The following is a 16,654-nucleotide window of genomic DNA, read 5'->3' on the forward strand; positions in this document are numbered from 1 at the left end:
TCGAATATGGTGACACGCGCCGGATTCGCAACCTCGCTCCAAGCAGCACGCAGCACCAAACTTTTCGTTTTGCCCCCGGCCCATCCTGCCTATATGAAGCGGATAAAAGCAGGAGTGCATATGGCCAGCCTCGAAACCATCATCGACGACTTTGCCTTTCTCGACGATTGGGAAGACCGTTATCGCTACGTCATCGAACTCGGCAAAGCGCTGCCGGAACTGCCGGAAGACAAGCGCGATGCTCGCTACAAGGTGAATGGCTGCGCCAGTCAGGTCTGGCTGGTCAGCCATGTGGCCGATGATGCCGCAGATCCGGTGATGACCTTCGAAGGCGATAGCGACGCCCATATCGTGCGCGGCCTCGTCGCCATCGTGCTCGCCGTCTATTCCGGCAAAAAGGCATCCGAAATCGCCACAACGGACGCGATCGAAATCTTTGACCGTATCGGTCTGGTGGAAAACCTTTCTTCCCAGCGCGCCAATGGTCTGCGCTCGATGGTCAAGCGTATCCGCGAGGAAGCTTTGGCATTGGCGCCGGCCTGAATGACCGCCAGCGGGGCAACAGTGTTTCCCCACTCGGACATCTGGCCCGGACAGGCTGTAATTACACCGAAAGCGGCCGCACGCCGTTGACCCAGGCCATATCTTCCTGCGTCAGCGGCACGTCGCGCAATTCGCGATTGACGAGAAAGTTTTCGGTCTCTTCCGTGGTGATCGCCAGTTCCACCTTGGCATCGAACCGTGCGCGAAATGCCTCGATGATCTCGTCGACGATGACTTCCGGCGCCGATGCACCAGCGGAAATGCCGAGCGTTCTGATATCGCCGATCTCGTCCCAGTTCAGTTCCGAGGCGCGCTGCACGAGGATCGAGTGTTTGGCGCCGGCACGCAGCGCCACTTCGACAAGGCGCTTGGAGTTCGACGAATTCGGCGCACCGACGGTGATGAACAGGTCGCAGCCTTCGGCCGCCTGCTTCACCGCTTCCTGACGGTTGGTGGTGGCATAACAGATACTGTCGGCCGACGGCGCAGTCAGGTTCGGGAAACGCTCCTGAAGGCGCGCGATGACGCCGGCCGTATCATCCACCGACAAGGTCGTCTGGGTGACGTAACCGAGATTGTCCGGGTCGATTGGCGTATAGACATCGGCATCCGCGATGGTTTCCACCAGCGACACCGTGCCTTCCGGCAGCTGCCCCATCGTGCCGATCACTTCCGGGTGGCCGGCATGGCCGATAAGGATGACATGGCGGCCGAGGCGCTGGTGACGCATGGCCTGCTTGTGCACTTTCGAGACCAGCGGGCATGTCGCATCGAGATAGAAGAGATTGCGCGACTGCGCATCTTCCGGCACCGACTTTGGCACGCCATGAGCGGAAAACACCACCGGCTGCTGGCGATGTTCGGCCGGGATCTCGTTCAGTTCCTCGACGAAAATGGCGCCCTTGGCTTCCAGACCTTCGACGACATAACGGTTATGGACGATCTCGTGACGGACATAGACCGGCGCACCATACTGCTTCAGCGCCAGAACGACGATCTGGATGGCACGATCGACACCGGCGCAGAAACCGCGCGGGCCGCACAGGCGGATCGTCAGTTCGGGTTTTGCGTCAGCTTGGCTGATCTCGGTTGGCTGTGCGCCAGCCTGTTCGGTCACCTGAATGTTCATTCCGTTCCACACGAAGGGGCGAGCCTGAAATGGGCGCGCCGCGATAGAGGGCCTCTTGGACGTTTCATATAGGCGAGCCGGGACAAATCCGCCAAACAAAATTTGCTCAATGACAAAACGCAAGCCGCTCAGGCCGGCGTTCGACGCCGCTTCAGCCACATGGCAAAAACCACGCCGGCAAGCGCCAGCGCCAGCCCATACCATGTCACCGCATATTGAAGGTGATTGTTGGGCAGATCGAACTGGGTGACGCCACCCACCGGAAAACCACCGGGATTTTTCACCGTCGCATCGACATCCACGAAAAAGGGCAGCACGCCGGCCGGATCGAGACCGGCGCTGGAGGTCATGGCGACGATATCCTTCCAGTAAAAGATGTTCTTTGGCAGATCATTGTCAGGCACCAGCGACGACGGTTTTTCCGTCAGTTTTGCCCGCGCATAACCGGTGAGCGCCACAACACCTGCCACCTGCCCCTGCTGCCGTTTGGCTGCATCCTTCATTTCGTAGGGCACGAAACCGCGATTGACGAGCAGCGTGCGGCCATCATCGAGCAACATCGGCGTATAGACATAAAAGCCCGTCTGGCCCTGATGGGTGGCAAAGAAATGCCGTTCTTTCGCATGGTCGAACGTGCCGGAGACGGCAACACGGCGGAATTCGAAATCCGCACCGCTTTTCTCCGCCGCCTCGATCTCGGCAAGCGGCACCGGTGCGGCATCACGACGCTCGGCGATCTTTGCGATCAGCCCTTCCTTCCAGTGCAGGCGTTCGACCTGCCATGTGCCCAGCGAGAGCAGGATGGCGAGCGCGGCGAGGACGAGGGCCGCGGTGAGGATGGTTCGGGAGCAACTAGCAGGTAAGTTCACGGCTTAAACCAGCTCAATCCGCAAAGAACGCCCGACGGCAGCAGCAGCGCGACGCAATGTCAGTAACGTAACGGACTGATAGTTGGGATCAAGCAGACGATCGAGTTGCTGCCGGCTGGATTGCATACGTTCCGCCATCGCCTTCTTGGTCAGACCTTCCTCAGCCATGGCGGCACGCAACTGGTCGGCGATCACCTGCTTGAGCGCGATCGCTTCGGTTTCCTCCAGCAGGCCATCCGCTTCGAGAAACTCGTCGAAACTTTCGCTCCGGTCGACATAACCTTTTGCTTCACTCATCCCTGCAATTCCCTTTTACGTGCCAGAGCCAGATCCACATCCTGCTGAGGCGTTTTCTGTGTTTTCTTTTCGAAGCCGTGCAACAAGACCATTTCACCCTCATGGATGCAGAAGATCACCCGAGCGATGCGGCCACCCGCCAGATTGCTGCGAACCTCCCACAGGCTGGAGCCGAGAGACCGGCAGTAGGGCATTCCCAATGGCCAGCCAAATTCTACACGCTGGATATCGATACCGATCTGGCGTCTGTCATTCCGCGGCAGATCGAGCAGCCAATCACGCACGGGTTTGCGACCGCTTAGTTGCGCATAAAACCTGCCGACAATCTTTTTCGGCGCCCCCACCATGGGCACAAATGTACCAAATTTGGTACATTTGTATAGCTAAATTTTACGCATTCTCCTCACAACAGCCGCCTCAAGCCCTCCCCCGCCTTCGCCATGTTCTCCTCCCAAGACGGCAACCCGGCTGCGAACCGCACGGCCTTTTCGTGCGCGCCGACATAAACATCCGCATCCCCCATCACCGCCGCGATCCGTGCTGCCATCTCGCCCGGATCATCCGCATCCACCAACATGGCTGCCTCTCCCGCCCAACCGGCGACGGCCCCCGATGGCGTCGAGATGACGGGCACGCCACGGCAGAGCGCTTCCGAGATCGCCATGCCATACCCTTCATAGAGGGACGAGGCGACGTAGAGATGGGTCTGGCTCCACAAGCCATCGAGTGCCGGTGCCGACAGTTCGCCGGCAAGCGTGATGTGGTTTTCGAGGCCGCGGGTTTTGATGCGGTTGTGCAGGGAGCTTACGTAGTCGGGGTAACGTTCGGTATTGCCGACGATGGTGAGGGACCAGTGCGACCTATCCAATGCCGAAAGCGCGTCGATCAGAAACTCGTAGCGTTTCCTCGGAATGACCGCGCCGACCGAGAGAAGCCGCCATGACCCGCCGGCATGGGCCGGACTTTGGGGGGCCGGGTCGTTGCCCGGTTTGGCGGTGATGATGTTTTTTGCCGCGATGCCGTAGCGGCTTGCGATATAGGCATGGCTTTCGTCGGAGGTGACGATGATGGTGTCGGCGAGTTCCAATGCCGATTGCTCTGTCGCAACAGCATCGGGTCTACTCACAGTCCCCTCCCCACCCTCCCCACAAGGGGGAGGGCTTAACCCAGCCTGACCGCCGAGGTTTACTTGGGGCAGGAGAGCGCCACGAATTTTCTCCCCCCTTGTGGGGGAGATGGCCGGCAGGCCAGAGGGGGACTTTGTCTCACCCCGCTCCTCCGCCATCGAATGATGATAAACCAGCACCAGCCGAAACGGCCGCCCGCGCAAGATCGGCAGCAGCATGCAGCCATAGATATGGTCCATCACCACAACCGCGCCCGGCTTGATACCATCGAACAGCACCGCGATCTCGTCCATCACCGCCGAATCCGGCGTCGGAAAACACACCGGCACCGTCATCTCGCGTACGCCGCTGCAATGGCGGTCGAGCCACGCGATCAGGTGGCGGTTGTAAATCCAGCCACCGGTCTTCTGTTCGTAATCTCGGCTGTAGAAATGATGGATCGGCATTTTGGACTGCTGCGAGCATTGCGGAAAACAAATCATCGCACCGGCAACCGCGCCACGTCCAGCCGTCAAAAAGAGAAAAGGCGGGCGCCTCCCAACACCCGCCTTCCCTGTTTCCTGTTCGGTCTGCGCTGCTAACTCAATGAGCCAGCGGCGCGCCCCAATCGCCCCAGATATAGATCGCGAAGAACAGGAACAGCCAGACGACGTCGACAAAATGCCAGTACCAGGCAGCCGCCTCGAAGCCGAAATGTTTTTCCGGCGTAAAGCCACCGGTGATCGCCCGGATCAGGCAGACGATCAGGAAAATCGTGCCGACCAGAACGTGGAAACCATGAAAGCCGGTCGACATGAAGAAGGTGGCGCCATAGATCGAATTCTTGAAGTCGAACGGCGCATGTGCGTATTCGTAAGCCTGCACGCAGGAAAACAGCACGCCGAGCGCCACCGTCAGCGCCAGACCGTTGACCAGGCCCTTGCGGTCGCCATGCAGCAGCGCGTGATGCGCCCAGGTCACGCAGGTGCCGGAAAGCAGCAGGATGACGGTGTTGTAGATCGGCAGATGCCAGGGATCGAGAACCTCGATGCCCTTGGGCGGCCATTGCCCGCCGGTGAATTCGAGACGCGAGGCCTGAATTGCCTCGTGCGGATAAAGGCTGGCATCGAAAAATGCCCAGAACCATGCCACGAAGAACATCACTTCCGAAGCGATGAACATGATCATGCCGTAACGCAGATGCAACGAGACGACGCGGGTATGGTGACCCTCGCGGCCTTCCTTGATCGTATCCGCCCACCAGCCGATCATCGTGTAGATGACGATGGCGAGACCGATGAAGAACAGCCATGGCGTGGCAAGGTTCAGCCCGAAGATCTTGAACTCGCTGCCATGCAGGTAACGCATGTAACCGACGCCACCAAAGGTGAGGACGAAGGCGCCGATCGAGGCCAGAAACGGCCACGGGCTCGGGTCTATGATATGGTAATCGTGGTTCTTCTGATGCGTATCGGCCATGTCGTCACTCCCCTGACCTGAACCTTTTCTGCCCGAAGGCAAACCCTCTTACAGTTTCTTGCCGTCCGTCGCGTTTTTATCCGGCAGTGCCGCGACGGGCTTGGCCGCCCGCGTGCTCGGATAGAATGTATAGGACAGCGTGATCGTGCGGATATGTTTTGTCTCTTCGGCCGTCGCGAGATCCGGATCGACGAAGAACACCACCGGCATGTCCAGCGTTTCACCGGCCTTCAGCGTGGTTTCCGTAAAACAGAAACACTGGACCTTGTTGAAATACGCGCCCGCTTCCATCGGCGTGACGTTGAAGACGGCGGTGCCCGTCACGTCATGCGGGGAGCGGTTGGTCGCCTTGTAGGAAATCTGCACCGTCTCGCCGAGTTTTGGCTCGATGGAGCGCTCCACCGGGCGGAAATCCCAGTTGAGACCGCTCGATGTATTGGCGTCGAAGGTGACGCGGATCTTTTGATCGAGAATGCGGGTGGAATATTGTTCGACGCGCTGGGTGGTGCCGTTGTAACCGGTCACCTGACAGAACAGCCGATAAAGCGGCACGGATGCGTAAGCCGCGCCCACCATGCCACCGGCAAAGATGAAGCAGAACGCGAAAATGGAACCGTTGCTCATCCGCTTGGCGGTTTTTGCCGCGGACGGCTGCACGCCGGCCGAAGCTCCGCCGTCAGATGGCGAACCCGGCTCTCTCCTCCCTGTCTCCTCCGTCAATCCTGCCTCCCGTCAGTTTGCGAAGCCGCCGATCTTGATCAGCGTCACGATATAGAACAGCACGACCAGCGCCGCGAGCACCAGACCGAGCGCCACATTGCGCCCTCGCCTGGATTTTTTCTGCGCCTCGTTGAGCTTGACCGTTTCGATCATCCACTCACTCCAAACAGGTTGCCGCCAATGGCGGTCCAGACGCCGGCCAGCCAATGATCGGCCAGCAATGCGCTGAAAATGGCGAACAGATAGAAGATGGAATAGAAGAACATCTTTTTCGCCGGCACCATCTTTTCATCGCCATCCGGCATGCGCAGCACGAGGATGGAATAGAAAGTGAAGATGGCGCTCAGCACAAAGGCAAAGATGCCGTAACCGATGCTGGCAAGACCGGTGATGGCCGGCGCGACGGCAACCGCCATGGTCAGCAGCGTGTAGACGAACATCTGCCGTTTGGTGGAACGTTCACCGACCACATTCGGCATCATCGGAATGCCGACCGAGCCGTAATCGCGCATCTTGAAGAGAGCGAGAGCCCAGAAATGCGGCGGCGTCCACAGGAAGGTGATCATGAACAGGATGGTGCTGTCGAGCGACACGCCGCCGGTGACACAGGCCCAGCCCAGCATGGGCGGAAACGCGCCTGCCGCACCGCCGATGACGATGTTTTGGGGCGTCGAACGTTTCAGCCACATCGTGTAGACGACGGCGTAGAAAAAGATGGTGAAGGCGAGCAGGCCGGCGGCGAACCAGTTGACGGCCAAACCCAGGATCGCGACCGAAAACACCGACAGCGTCAGGCCAAAAGCCAGCGCCTCGCGAGGCTGCACACGGCCATCCGGGATAGGGCGCTTGGCGGTGCGGGTCATCACCGCGTCGATATCGGCGTCATACCACATGTTGAGAGCGCCGGACGCTCCCGCGCCGACGGCGATACAGAGAATGGCGATGGCGCCGAGGATCGGGTTGATATGGCCCGGTGCCAGAACCATGCCGACAAAACCGGTGAACACGACCAGCGACATGACGCGCGGCTTCAGGAGTTCGAAAAAATCGCGCGCATTGGCTTCCGACAGGCCGGAGCCCTGCTCGGTGCCGAATGTGTCGTGATCCTGAATGACTGTCATGCGGTGGTCCTGTTCTCGTATCGAATGGCGAAGGCGGCGCAATCGCTGCGCTGCCTCCCCCCAGAGTGTATCAAGTGCTTATCTGATGCGCGGCAGCTGTTCCCACTGGTGGACCGGCGGCGGTGAAGACAGCTGCCATTCCAGCGTGGTTGCGCCCTCTCCCCACGGGTTGTCACCCGCGACGCGCTTCCTTGCGAAGGCTTCCCATACGCAAAACAGGAAGATCAGTACACCCACAAAAGAAATGTAGGAGCCGATCGAGGAGACATAGTTCCAGCCTGCAAACGCATCCGGATAGTCGATATAACGGCGCGGCATGCCGGCAAGTCCAAGGAAATGCTGCGGGAAGAACACCAGGTTCACACCGATGAACATCACCCAGAAATGCAGCTTGCCGAGGAACTCGTTATACATGTAGCCGGTCATCTTCGGGAACCAGTAATACCAGCCCGCGAAGATGGCGAAGACGGCGCCGAGCGACAGCACGTAGTGGAAGTGCGCGACGACGTAATAGGTATCGTGCAGCGAGCGGTCGAGGCCGGCATTGGCCAGCTGAACGCCGGTCACACCACCCACCGTGAACAGGAAGATGAAGCCGATCGCCCAGACCATCGGCGTCGCAAACGTGATCGAACCGCCCCACATGGTGGCAATCCACGAGAAGATCTTGACCCCTGTCGGAACGGCGATGACCATGGTGGCGAAGACGAAGTAGCGTTGTGCGTCCAGCGACAGGCCGACCGTATACATGTGGTGGGCCCAGACGATGAAACCGACCGCACCGATCGCCACCATGGCATAGGCCATGCCGAGATAACCAAACACCGGCTTCTTGGAGAAGGTGGAGATGATGTGGCTGATGATGCCGAAACCGGGCAAGATCAGGATGTAAACTTCCGGGTGACCAAAAAACCAGAACAGGTGCTGGTAAAGGATCGGATCACCGCCGCCTTCCGGCGAAAAGAAGCTGGTGCCAAAATTGCGGTCGGTCAGAAGCATGGTGATGCCACCCGCCAGAACCGGCAGCGACAGAAGCAGCAGAAACGCCGTGACCAGAACAGCCCATGCGAACAGCGGCATCTTGTGGATGGTCATGCCCGGTGCGCGCATGTTCAAGATCGTGGTGATGAAGTTGATGGCGCCGAGAATGGACGAGGCACCGGCAACGTGCAGCGCAAAGATCGCCAGATCGACCGCCGGTCCCGGCTGGCCGGAGCTGGCGAGCGGCGGATACATGGTCCAGCCGCCACCCGCGCCGTAAGCGCCTGCCGGGCCTTCGACGAACATCGACAGGACAAGCAGAAGGAAGGCCGGCACGATCAGCCAGAAGGAAATGTTGTTCAGACGCGGAAACGCCATGTCCGGCGCCCCGATCATGATCGGGATCATCCAGTTGGCGAAACCGCCGATCATCGCCGGCATGACCATGAAAAAGATCATGATCAGCGCGTGCGCCGTGGTGAACACGTTGAACATGTGCTTGCCGCCATCGATGGCGGCATCGCCCTCGAAACCGTAAACCATCGCCGCCAGACCGTGAAAGATCTGGATGCCGGGCTCCTGCAGTTCCATGCGCATGGCAACCGACATCAGGCCGCCGACAATGCCCGCCATGATCGCGAAGATCAGGTAGAGCGTGCCGATATCCTTGTGGTTGGTCGACAGAAACCAGCGCGTGAAGAAGGACGGCTTGTGGTGTGAATGGTCATGCCCGTGGTCATGGGAGTGGTCGTGCCCATGATCGGCATGTGCGTGATCGCTATGATCGTTATGTCCGGCCATAATGTGTCCCTCCCCTTACTTCGAAGCCACGGCAACGGATGCAGGTGCTGCATCGGTCGCGGCCATCAATGCCTTGTTGGCGCCGGGAAGATCTCCCGCGGCAGCCGCCTTCCAGGTGTCGAATTTCTCCTGCGAGACGACACGGATGGCGATCGGCATGAAGGCGTGGTCCTTGCCGCAAAGCTCGGAACACTGGCCGTAGTAGAGGCCTTCCTTTTCGGGTTTGAACCATGTTTCGTTCAGGCGGCCGGGTACGGCGTCGATCTTGACGCCGAAGGCGGGCATGGCAAAGGCATGGATGACATCGGTCGGCGCGGCCGTCACCAGCACGCGCACGGTCTTGTTGACGGGCAGAACCACTTCGTTATCGACGGCGAGAAGGCGCGGATAGACCTTTACATCTTCCTTGCCGGCGGCCGCACGATCGGGTTCCTTCAGCATGTAGCTGTCGAAGGCGAGCGGATTGTCGCCGCCTTCATATTCATAATTCCACTGCCACTGGGTGGCTGTCGCCTTGAGCGTGATGTCCGGATTTTCCGGCATGGTCAGCTGCGCGTTCAGAAGATTGAACGAGGGAATGGCGAGAAACAGCAGGATCAGCACCGGAGCGACGGTCCAGACGATTTCGATCGCGGTATTGTGACTGGTGCGCGAGGCGACCGGATTTTTCGCAGCACGAAATTTGACGGCCACGACAATGAGCAGCGCCAGCACGAACAGCGTGATCGGCACGATAAACCAGAGCGAGTAGTGATTGAACCACTTGATCTGATGCATGATCGGCGTCACCGGCTCCTGGAGATCCAGTTGCCAGGGTTTTGGTTGGTCGGCGACTGCAACAGTCGCCAAGAGCAGACAGATCAGCGTACCGACCCCCGCGAAAGCCCGAATAATCATCATGCACCTCCCTTACATTTTGATCCGGCTCAAATCAGAATGTAGTTTCCCTGCTACATACCTCGGTTCAATCATAATTTGCGTTTTGTCGCAATATGCGCTCCGCCGCCCTCCTGCGGCATTTTAGCCTGCCTTCACACAATCTTAGCGCGCAACACCAGGCCCTTGCGACAATGGCGCATCCCCGATAGACAGCCCCCATGCGTTAAGAGCTTGCAGTCCCACTTTCGCCGCACTCGGCTGGAAAGAGGCTTTGAGGCTTTTCATTCCTGGGGTCGGCGACAACAATGGCGCCGTGATTCGATATCTTGAGGTTTTCATGGCGCTTCGCCTTATCCGCCACCGTTTTCTGTCCGTCTGCGTTGCCGCTTTAGCCACCGGCTTTGCCTTTTCGGCATCCGCGCAGCTGGCGCCGCCGACGTCCAACGAAAAGCAACCGCGGGCAGAAGCCACCACGCCGCAGCAGCCCGGCAATGTGCGCGGCAGCCATGGTGCATGGTCGGTCCTGTGCGACAAGCCGGCGGGTGCGGCCACGGAACAATGCGCGCTGATGCAGAACGTGATCGCCGACGACCGCCCGGAAGTGGGCCTGTCCGTCGTCGTGCTGAAGACCGCCGACAACAAATCGAAGATTCTCCGTATCCTCGCACCGCTCGGCGTGCTCCTGAAGGATGGCATGGAGCTTTACGTCGACAACAACAATATCGGCCGCGCCTATTTCACCCGTTGCTTCAACGAGGGCTGTTATGTCGAGGTCGAGATCGACGACGAACTGATGCGCATCCTGCGCGCCGGCAAGAGCGCCGTCTTCGCACTGCGTGAATCGGTCGATCAGGACCGCGTCGGTATTCCGATCGAGCTGACCGGCTTTGGCCCCGGCTACGACGCCCTGCCGTGAGCGTTTCCTCAGAAAACCAGCGTTTTACCCTCGTTTACGACGACGGCGTCCTCAAGGACGCCGTTCGTGCGTTCATCCAGCGGCGGGCCTTTGCCGAACAGCGGATGATGTGGGTGATGGCGGCGATGATGGCGGCGTTTTCCGTCTATCTGTTCGGCACCGGCGGCAACGACATCTTTGCCGGCGTGCTGCTGCTTCTCGCCGTAGCGCCCTTCGTCTGCGTCCTCATCTTCCGGCGCATGCTCATCACCCGCACGCTGAAACGCAACCGCCGCACGGCGGACGTCACCGTCGATGCCGATGGCGTCGGCGTGATTTCGGATATCGGCGAAGGCCGCATGTTGTGGCGCGACGTGACCGAAATCTGGGAACTGCCGAGCGCTTTTCTGCTGTTTACCGACACGACCGTGTTCGACACCTTTCCCAAGGATGGCATGCCGGAAGAGGTGCAGGCGCATCTGAAGGCGCGCATGGCGCAGATGGTGGTGGCGCAGGGGTAGGCTTGCGCCAATTCGATGGCGGACCGTTGCTTTCGTCATCCTCAATTCATTATTTTCGTCATCCTCGGGCTTGACCCGAGGATCCACAACCAAGCGCGCCGTCGGTTGTGGCATGGATCCTCGGGTCAAGCCCGAGGATGACGACGGTGGGCAAGGATGACGGCAGAGGAGTTGGCGACGTCATCGACAGAACTGAGGCCAAGGTCAGGCTTGCGTCAGTCCGATGACGGTCCTACATCGGATTCCTGATATATTTTGGTTTAGGTGCAGCGATTTGCTCCTTATCCGAACCGGAAGAAGCCGACAGGCCGCCAAGGAGCATTCATGAACACCGACCTTCTCAACCTGTTCGACGTCGATGAAACCAGACTGCGCGAGATCCTCTCACAGTCTCTTTCCGGCGCCGATGATGGCGAGCTTTACCTCGAACATGCGCAGGCGGAATCGCTGGCCTTCGACAATGGCCGGCTGAAGGGCGGATCTTTCAACACCGACCAGGGTTTTGGCCTGCGCGCCGTGGCCGATGAAGCCGTCGGTTATGCCCATTCCGGCGACATGTCCGAAGCTGCCCTGAAGCGCGCCGCCGATGCCGTGCGCGCCGTCACCTCGGGTTATTCCGGCTCCTATGCGGCGGCCCCGCAGCGCACAAATAAGAAATATTACGGCGACGAAAACCCGATCGGCGAGCCCAGTTTTGAGGCCAAGGCAAAGCTGCTGGCCGAAATCGACGCCTATCTGCGCGACAAGGATCCGAAGGTTCGGCAAGTGTCCGCCTCGATCGCCGCCTCATGGCAGGTGGTCGACATTCTGCGTGCCGACGGCCACCGCGTGCAGGATGTGCGTCCGATGACGCGCGTCAACATTTCCGTCGTCGTCGGTGACGGTGACCGTCAGGAATCGGGTTCCTTCGGCACCGGCGGCCGCGTCGGCTTCGGCGAGTTCGTGCAAAACGGCAACTGGAAAAGCGGCGCCGACGATGCGTTGCGTCAGGCACTCGTCAATCTCGAGGCGATCGATGCGCCGGCCGGCACGATGGATATCGTGCTTGGCAATGGTTGGCCGGGCGTGATGCTGCACGAAGCTGTCGGCCATGGTCTGGAAGGCGATTTCAACCGCAAGAAAACCTCGGCATTCGCCGGCCTGCTCGGCGAGATGGTTGCTGCCCCCGGCGTCACCGTCGTCGATGACGGCACGATCGACAACCGTCGCGGCTCGATCACCGTGGATGACGAAGGCACACCGTCGGCCTATAACGTGCTGATCGAGAACGGCCGTCTGGTCGGCTACATGCAGGACCGCCAGAACGCCCGCCTGATGGGCATGAAACCGACCGGCAACGGCCGCCGTCAGGGTTATGCGCATGTGCCTATGCCGCGCATGACCAACACCTACATGCTGTCCGGCGACAAAAGCCCGGAAGAGATCATCGCTTCGGTGAAGCGCGGCATCTATGCCGTCTCCTTCGGCGGCGGACAGGTGGATATCACCTCGGGCAAATTCGTGTTCGGCTGCACCGAGGCCTACATGATCGAAAACGGCAAGCTCGGCGCACCGGTGAAGGGCGCCATGCTGATCGGCAACGGCCCGGATGCGATGAAGCGGATTTCCATGGTCGGCAACGACATGGCGCTCGATACGGGTGTTGGCAATTGCGGCAAGGCCGGCCAGTGGGTGCCGGTCGGCGTCGGCCAGCCGCATTTGCGCATGGATCAGGTAACGGTGGGCGGCACCAAGGCCTGAGAGGTTCGGTCATGAGCGAGATCATCGTCCGGCCGTTCGAACCGCAGGACAGGGATGGCGTCGTGTCCGTCATCCTGCCGATCCAGCGGGAAGAATTCGGCGTTGATATCACCGCTGAAGACCAGCCCGACCTCCTCATCATTCCCGAATTCTACCAGACGGATAAGGGCGGGTTCTGGGTGGCGGAACAGGATGGCGTCATTGTCGGCACGATCGGATGCAAGGATATCGGCAACGATCAGGCGGCGCTTCGCAAAATGTTCGTGGCAGCGACAGCGCGCGGCCGCGAACATGGCACGGCGGCAAAATTGCTGGAGCGACTGTTTGCGCATGCCACCGACGCCGGTGTGAACGAGATCTTTCTCGGCACCACCGAAAAATTCCTGGCGGCACACCGGCTTTATGAAAAGCATGGCTTTGTGCAGGTGGAGAAGGCCGACTTGCCGGAAGCGTTTCTGTTCATGAAGGTGGATACGCGGTTTTACCGGCGCGGGGTGAACATCAACTCCCGATAGTCATCGGGCAGGGAGTGGGCAAGGTGACGGAAAGATTCATCCTGAAATTCCTTTCACCGGAGACCGGTTGTTCGGCGCATGAGTTATGTTTCGAAGCAGCACCTTCCGTCATCGCAAACATCATGGGCATGACCGTCGATGAAGTGATGGGCTATGCTCATTATCCGGATGACCGAGAACTCACCGCAATATCCGCAGCCATAGGTGTGTCGCTACCCAGATGGCCGCACGACGTCGAACTGACGCGCCCACATTTAATCGATACAGCCCCATACCTCGTTCACACCAATTTCGAGCTGCCGCTGATGCTGGACGGCCGCAAACCGTTTGCGGTTGTGAGCGGCGAGGATGACTTTCATCCACTGATAAACCTGCGCGCGTGTTTCAGTCCATATGTTGAGCGTGGAGAGATTATCGCGCGTATTGCCGAGATGCAGGCCGGCGGCAGGACTTTTATCCGTATCTATTACGCCCTGCCCGGCGAGGACTGGCGGTTCGATGCTTATGACGTTCTGATGAACGGCCCACGTCCATGGACGGCCGACATGGAATGGCAACTGGGCAGTATACTCGGCTACAGCGACGAACAGAACGAATGGTGGATCGCCAACGGCTTCAAACCCGCCCCACCAAAACCCTCCGCTTGACACCTCCCCAAAAATCCCGCCACCTGCGGCGCTTCGCATCCATTCCAGCGACCCACCCGCCATGCCCCTCGAAAACCTTCTCGCCACCCTCGATGCCTGGCTGCCCGGCCAGAGCTGGAGCCAAGTTGCCTTCGTCTTCGCCGCCGCCGCCATTGCAGGCCTTGCCCGAGGTTTTTCCGGTTTTGGCGGCGCGCTGATCTTTGTGCCGCTGGCGGGCGCGGCGATGAGCCCAAAAATCGCCTCTGCCCTGCTTCTCCTGATCGATGGCACGATGACGCTCGGCATGGTGCCGGCGGGATGGAAAAAGGCCAATCGCCGCGAGGTCGGCACGATGCTGATTGGCGCGCTGTTCGGCGTGCCGCTGGGCACCGCGCTTCTGGCGCTCGCCTCACCGATCACGCTGCGCTGGATCATTTCCATCGTGGTTCTGCTGCTGCTCGCCTTCCTGATGTCGGGCTGGCGGTATCTTGGCCGCCCAAAAGTGCCGCTGACGATCGGCGTCGGCTGGATCGCCGGGCTTTTTGGCGGCGCGGCACAGATGTCCGGCCCACCGGTTGTCGCCTACTGGCTGGGCGGCGCCATTCCGGCGCAGACAGTGCGCGCCAATCTGGTGGTCTATTTCGCGCTGGCGACGGTGATTTCCGCCACCTCCTATATCGTCAGCGGCATTCTCACCCTGCAGGTTCTGGTGCTCGCCGCCATCATCGCCCCCGGTTACGGCGCCGGGCTTTATCTCGGCTCACACCTGTTCGGCATCGCCAGCGAAAAGACCTTTCGCTGGATTTGTTATTCGCTGATTGCCGCGGCAGGGGTGATCAGCCTGCCTCTGTGGGATGCGTGGCGGTGAGGAGGGGAAGTGCCGAAAATATCCATAGGAAACACTGCCCCGTGTGCGAACAAGGTTGGGTCGTGCCTTACCGGATCATCGCGACCGGAGAGAACATCCAGTTGTGCCTGGAATGCGAGGCCGTCTGGAGCCACGATGTGCAAACGCTGGGCTGCGAGCGCTACAGCCCGGACGGTGAACAAGGAACGTTCTGGAGCCTTGTTCCATTTCTTGAAGAACGGGGGCTGTCCTATACACCCGGCACCATCGAGGCTCTTCCTCTCCATGAAGGCTGATCCCATCTGATATTGCCCCTCCCCCCCAAACCCAGCCCCCCATTCTTTAACAACGCTTAAGACAACAGCGCTATTTTCCCTCAAACGAACACGTTTGGGGTGGCACGAACACGATGACGGGCAGGTTTGACGCAATCTGGCGCCGCGGCGTCAAGCGCGCGCTGATCTTCGGTGGCCTTGAAGCCGCCGCCATCGCGACGCGTGCCAACGTCATGCCGTCCGCGCGCGGGCGCGGCGCTATCTTCACGCTGCATCATGTGCGCCCGCCCGAAGGCCACCCGGCAGAACCGAATGCGCATCTCGACATCACCCCCGAATTTCTCGATCAGGCGATCCGTCAGCTGAAGGCCGATGGTTATGAATTCCTGTCGCTTTGCGATGTCGCAGCGCGGATGAAACAGCCTGTATCCGGCACAAAACCGTTTGCCGCCTTCACGCTGGATGACGGTTATCGCGACAATGTCGAATACGCATTGCCGGTGTTTCAGCGCCATGGCGTGCCTTTCACCATCTTTGTCGCCAAGGGTTTTGCCGAGCGCACCCACGGCATGTGGTGGGAAACGCTGGCCGCACTTTTGAACGTGCTGCCGGAAATCCGTTTCGATTTCGGCGCCGCTTCCGGCTCTAATTCCGGCTCTGGCGAGATCACCCTGCCGCTCGAAACCGCAACCGACAAGCTCGATGCCTTCGACCATTTTTCGCGGTTCATCGCCTCGGGTCCCGAAACTGAACAGGTGGCGATCATCGATGCGCTGGCCGCCCGACACGGCATCGATGCGCTGAAAATCACCGCGCAACTGACGATGGATGTGGACGAATTGCGGGCGCTTGCGCAAAACCCGCTCGCTTCGCTCGGCGCCCATACGGTCAGCCATCGCTCCATCGCCCTGCTGGACAGGGCAGAAGCGCGGCAGGAAATGCTGGCCTGTATCGAGTGGATGGAAACGGCTTTTGGCCGCCGTCCGAAAAGTTTCGCCTACCCTTACGGCACGGCCAACGCCGTTTCGGCCCGCGACAAGGATCTGGCCCGCGAACTGGGTTTCGATCTTGCCGTCACCACAAGGCCGGGCACGCTCAGTGAAAACATGCGTGACCGCATGACCGGCCTGCCGCGCATTTCACTCAACGGTTATTATCAGGTGCCGCGTTATGTTTCGGCGCTGGCATCCGGCCTGCCGTTCGTGCTGTCTGCCAAGCCGCGCATGGCGGCGGATGGGCAGCTTTCTCCGGCGGGGGAAGTGGTGGGGTGATCTTGCTGTTACCATTTTGGTGACTGCGACGATGCCACG

The 16,654-nt window shown here is 59.9% G+C and carries 20 protein-coding genes; 9 read left to right on the forward strand and 11 right to left on the reverse strand.

Annotation, left to right across the window (positions count from 1 at the left end; genetic code table 11):
* Positions 1 to 120: 120 nt before the first annotated feature.
* Positions 121 to 543: a SufE family protein gene (locus AAIH70_RS03675; protein ID WP_132272919.1), complete on the forward strand. Its 423-nt coding sequence runs from the start codon at positions 121 to 123 to the stop codon at positions 541 to 543.
* Between the two features lie 61 nt (positions 544 to 604).
* On the opposite strand, the gene ispH is transcribed toward AAIH70_RS03675, so the two are convergent.
* The 11 genes from ispH to coxB all read right to left on the reverse strand — a co-directional run bounded on the left by ispH (position 605) and on the right by coxB (position 9,943).
* Positions 605 to 1,672, reverse strand: coding sequence for a 4-hydroxy-3-methylbut-2-enyl diphosphate reductase (ispH, locus tag AAIH70_RS03680; RefSeq protein ID WP_165931968.1), 1,068 nt, complete (start codon positions 1,670 to 1,672; stop codon positions 605 to 607).
* A 128-nt stretch (positions 1,673 to 1,800) separates the two neighbouring features.
* A complete protein-coding gene (locus AAIH70_RS03685; RefSeq protein ID WP_132272918.1) occupies positions 1,801 to 2,541 on the reverse strand; it encodes an SURF1 family protein in 741 nt (246 codons plus the stop codon).
* A gap of 3 nt (positions 2,542 to 2,544) precedes the next feature.
* The gene (locus tag AAIH70_RS03690; RefSeq protein WP_132272917.1) at positions 2,545 to 2,838 is read right to left on the reverse strand and encodes an XRE family transcriptional regulator; all 294 of its coding nucleotides are present in this window, start codon (positions 2,836 to 2,838) and stop codon (positions 2,545 to 2,547) included.
* Positions 2,835 to 3,185, reverse strand: a complete 351-nt coding sequence (locus tag AAIH70_RS03695) for a type II toxin-antitoxin system RelE/ParE family toxin (protein ID WP_132272916.1) — start codon at positions 3,183 to 3,185, stop codon at positions 2,835 to 2,837. The genes AAIH70_RS03690 and AAIH70_RS03695 overlap by 4 nt, the downstream gene beginning before the upstream one ends.
* Before the next feature lie 56 nt (positions 3,186 to 3,241).
* Positions 3,242 to 4,411: a glycosyltransferase family 4 protein gene (locus tag AAIH70_RS03700; RefSeq protein ID WP_165931967.1), complete on the reverse strand. Its 1,170-nt coding sequence runs from the start codon at positions 4,409 to 4,411 to the stop codon at positions 3,242 to 3,244.
* Between the two features lie 136 nt (positions 4,412 to 4,547).
* On the reverse strand, positions 4,548 to 5,423 hold the full coding sequence (locus tag AAIH70_RS03705) for a cytochrome c oxidase subunit 3 (protein WP_132272914.1): 876 nt from the start codon (positions 5,421 to 5,423) through the stop codon (positions 4,548 to 4,550).
* A 48-nt stretch (positions 5,424 to 5,471) separates the two neighbouring features.
* Positions 5,472 to 6,047, reverse strand: coding sequence for a cytochrome c oxidase assembly protein (locus tag AAIH70_RS03710; RefSeq protein ID WP_132273685.1), 576 nt, complete (start codon positions 6,045 to 6,047; stop codon positions 5,472 to 5,474).
* A gap of 108 nt (positions 6,048 to 6,155) precedes the next feature.
* Complete coding sequence (locus AAIH70_RS03715) at positions 6,156 to 6,296, reverse strand: hypothetical protein (RefSeq protein WP_165931966.1); 141 nt, start codon at positions 6,294 to 6,296, stop codon at positions 6,156 to 6,158.
* Positions 6,293 to 7,264, reverse strand: a complete 972-nt coding sequence (locus AAIH70_RS03720) for a heme o synthase (RefSeq protein ID WP_132272913.1) — start codon at positions 7,262 to 7,264, stop codon at positions 6,293 to 6,295. The genes AAIH70_RS03715 and AAIH70_RS03720 overlap by 4 nt, the downstream gene beginning before the upstream one ends.
* A gap of 78 nt (positions 7,265 to 7,342) precedes the next feature.
* Entirely contained in the window at positions 7,343 to 9,046 is a 1,704-nt protein-coding gene (ctaD, locus tag AAIH70_RS03725) for a cytochrome c oxidase subunit I (RefSeq protein ID WP_132272912.1), read from the reverse strand.
* Positions 9,047 to 9,061: 15 nt separating this feature from the next.
* Complete coding sequence (gene coxB, locus AAIH70_RS03730; RefSeq protein ID WP_132273683.1) at positions 9,062 to 9,943, reverse strand: cytochrome c oxidase subunit II; 882 nt, start codon at positions 9,941 to 9,943, stop codon at positions 9,062 to 9,064.
* A 319-nt stretch (positions 9,944 to 10,262) separates the two neighbouring features.
* Between coxB and AAIH70_RS03735 the strand changes: the two genes are divergently transcribed.
* The 8 genes from AAIH70_RS03735 (at position 10,263) to AAIH70_RS03770 (ending at position 16,615) form a co-directional block, all read left to right on the forward strand.
* Complete coding sequence (locus AAIH70_RS03735) at positions 10,263 to 10,841, forward strand: invasion associated locus B family protein (protein WP_132272911.1); 579 nt, start codon at positions 10,263 to 10,265, stop codon at positions 10,839 to 10,841.
* Positions 10,838 to 11,341, forward strand: coding sequence for a YcxB family protein (locus AAIH70_RS03740; protein ID WP_132272910.1), 504 nt, complete (start codon positions 10,838 to 10,840; stop codon positions 11,339 to 11,341). Before AAIH70_RS03735 ends, AAIH70_RS03740 begins: the two co-directional genes overlap by 4 nt.
* 324 nt (positions 11,342 to 11,665) lie before the next feature.
* On the forward strand, positions 11,666 to 13,081 hold the full coding sequence (gene tldD, locus AAIH70_RS03745; RefSeq protein WP_132272909.1) for a metalloprotease TldD: 1,416 nt from the start codon (positions 11,666 to 11,668) through the stop codon (positions 13,079 to 13,081).
* Positions 13,082 to 13,092: 11 nt separating this feature from the next.
* Positions 13,093 to 13,596, forward strand: coding sequence for a GNAT family N-acetyltransferase (locus AAIH70_RS03750; protein ID WP_430033158.1), 504 nt, complete (start codon positions 13,093 to 13,095; stop codon positions 13,594 to 13,596).
* Between the two features lie 14 nt (positions 13,597 to 13,610).
* Entirely contained in the window at positions 13,611 to 14,243 is a 633-nt protein-coding gene (locus AAIH70_RS03755; RefSeq protein WP_430033160.1) for a hypothetical protein, read from the forward strand.
* Positions 14,244 to 14,304: 61 nt separating this feature from the next.
* A complete protein-coding gene (locus AAIH70_RS03760) occupies positions 14,305 to 15,090 on the forward strand; it encodes a sulfite exporter TauE/SafE family protein (protein WP_132272906.1) in 786 nt (261 codons plus the stop codon).
* Between the two features lie 41 nt (positions 15,091 to 15,131).
* A complete protein-coding gene (locus AAIH70_RS03765; RefSeq protein ID WP_132272905.1) occupies positions 15,132 to 15,365 on the forward strand; it encodes a hypothetical protein in 234 nt (77 codons plus the stop codon).
* A 113-nt stretch (positions 15,366 to 15,478) separates the two neighbouring features.
* Positions 15,479 to 16,615 (forward strand): polysaccharide deacetylase family protein, encoded by a 1,137-nt coding sequence (locus tag AAIH70_RS03770; RefSeq protein WP_132272904.1) that lies wholly within the window; start codon positions 15,479 to 15,481, stop codon positions 16,613 to 16,615.
* The last annotated feature ends 39 nt before the right edge of the window (positions 16,616 to 16,654 follow it).

The organism is Neorhizobium sp. BT27B, from assembly GCF_050455485.1.
Lineage (GTDB): Bacteria > Pseudomonadota > Alphaproteobacteria > Rhizobiales > Rhizobiaceae > Neorhizobium.

Excerpts from the sequence above, each read along its gene's own strand:
- AAIH70_RS03770 (WP_132272904.1), top strand. The coding sequence starts at position 15,479 with ATGACGGGCAGGTTTGACGCAATCTGGCGCCGCGGCGTCAAGCGCGCG.
- tldD (WP_132272909.1), top strand. The coding sequence starts at position 11,666 with ATGAACACCGACCTTCTCAACCTGTTCGACGTCGATGAAACCAGACTG.
- coxB (WP_132273683.1), bottom strand. The coding sequence starts at position 9,943 with ATGATTATTCGGGCTTTCGCGGGGGTCGGTACGCTGATCTGTCTGCTC.
- ctaD (WP_132272912.1), bottom strand. The coding sequence starts at position 9,046 with ATGGCCGGACATAACGATCATAGCGATCACGCACATGCCGATCATGGG.
- AAIH70_RS03710 (WP_132273685.1), bottom strand. The coding sequence starts at position 6,047 with ATGAGCAACGGTTCCATTTTCGCGTTCTGCTTCATCTTTGCCGGTGGC.
- AAIH70_RS03700 (WP_165931967.1), bottom strand. The coding sequence starts at position 4,411 with ATGCCGATCCATCATTTCTACAGCCGAGATTACGAACAGAAGACCGGT.
- AAIH70_RS03695 (WP_132272916.1), bottom strand. The coding sequence starts at position 3,185 with ATGGTGGGGGCGCCGAAAAAGATTGTCGGCAGGTTTTATGCGCAACTA.
- AAIH70_RS03760 (WP_132272906.1), top strand. The coding sequence starts at position 14,305 with ATGCCCCTCGAAAACCTTCTCGCCACCCTCGATGCCTGGCTGCCCGGC.
- ispH (WP_165931968.1), bottom strand. The coding sequence starts at position 1,672 with ATGAACATTCAGGTGACCGAACAGGCTGGCGCACAGCCAACCGAGATC.
- AAIH70_RS03720 (WP_132272913.1), bottom strand. The coding sequence starts at position 7,264 with ATGACAGTCATTCAGGATCACGACACATTCGGCACCGAGCAGGGCTCC.
- AAIH70_RS03675 (WP_132272919.1), top strand. The coding sequence starts at position 121 with ATGGCCAGCCTCGAAACCATCATCGACGACTTTGCCTTTCTCGACGAT.
- AAIH70_RS03715 (WP_165931966.1), bottom strand. The coding sequence starts at position 6,296 with ATGATCGAAACGGTCAAGCTCAACGAGGCGCAGAAAAAATCCAGGCGA.
- AAIH70_RS03735 (WP_132272911.1), top strand. The coding sequence starts at position 10,263 with ATGGCGCTTCGCCTTATCCGCCACCGTTTTCTGTCCGTCTGCGTTGCC.
- AAIH70_RS03750 (WP_430033158.1), top strand. The coding sequence starts at position 13,093 with ATGAGCGAGATCATCGTCCGGCCGTTCGAACCGCAGGACAGGGATGGC.
- AAIH70_RS03705 (WP_132272914.1), bottom strand. The coding sequence starts at position 5,423 with ATGGCCGATACGCATCAGAAGAACCACGATTACCATATCATAGACCCG.
- AAIH70_RS03690 (WP_132272917.1), bottom strand. The coding sequence starts at position 2,838 with ATGAGTGAAGCAAAAGGTTATGTCGACCGGAGCGAAAGTTTCGACGAG.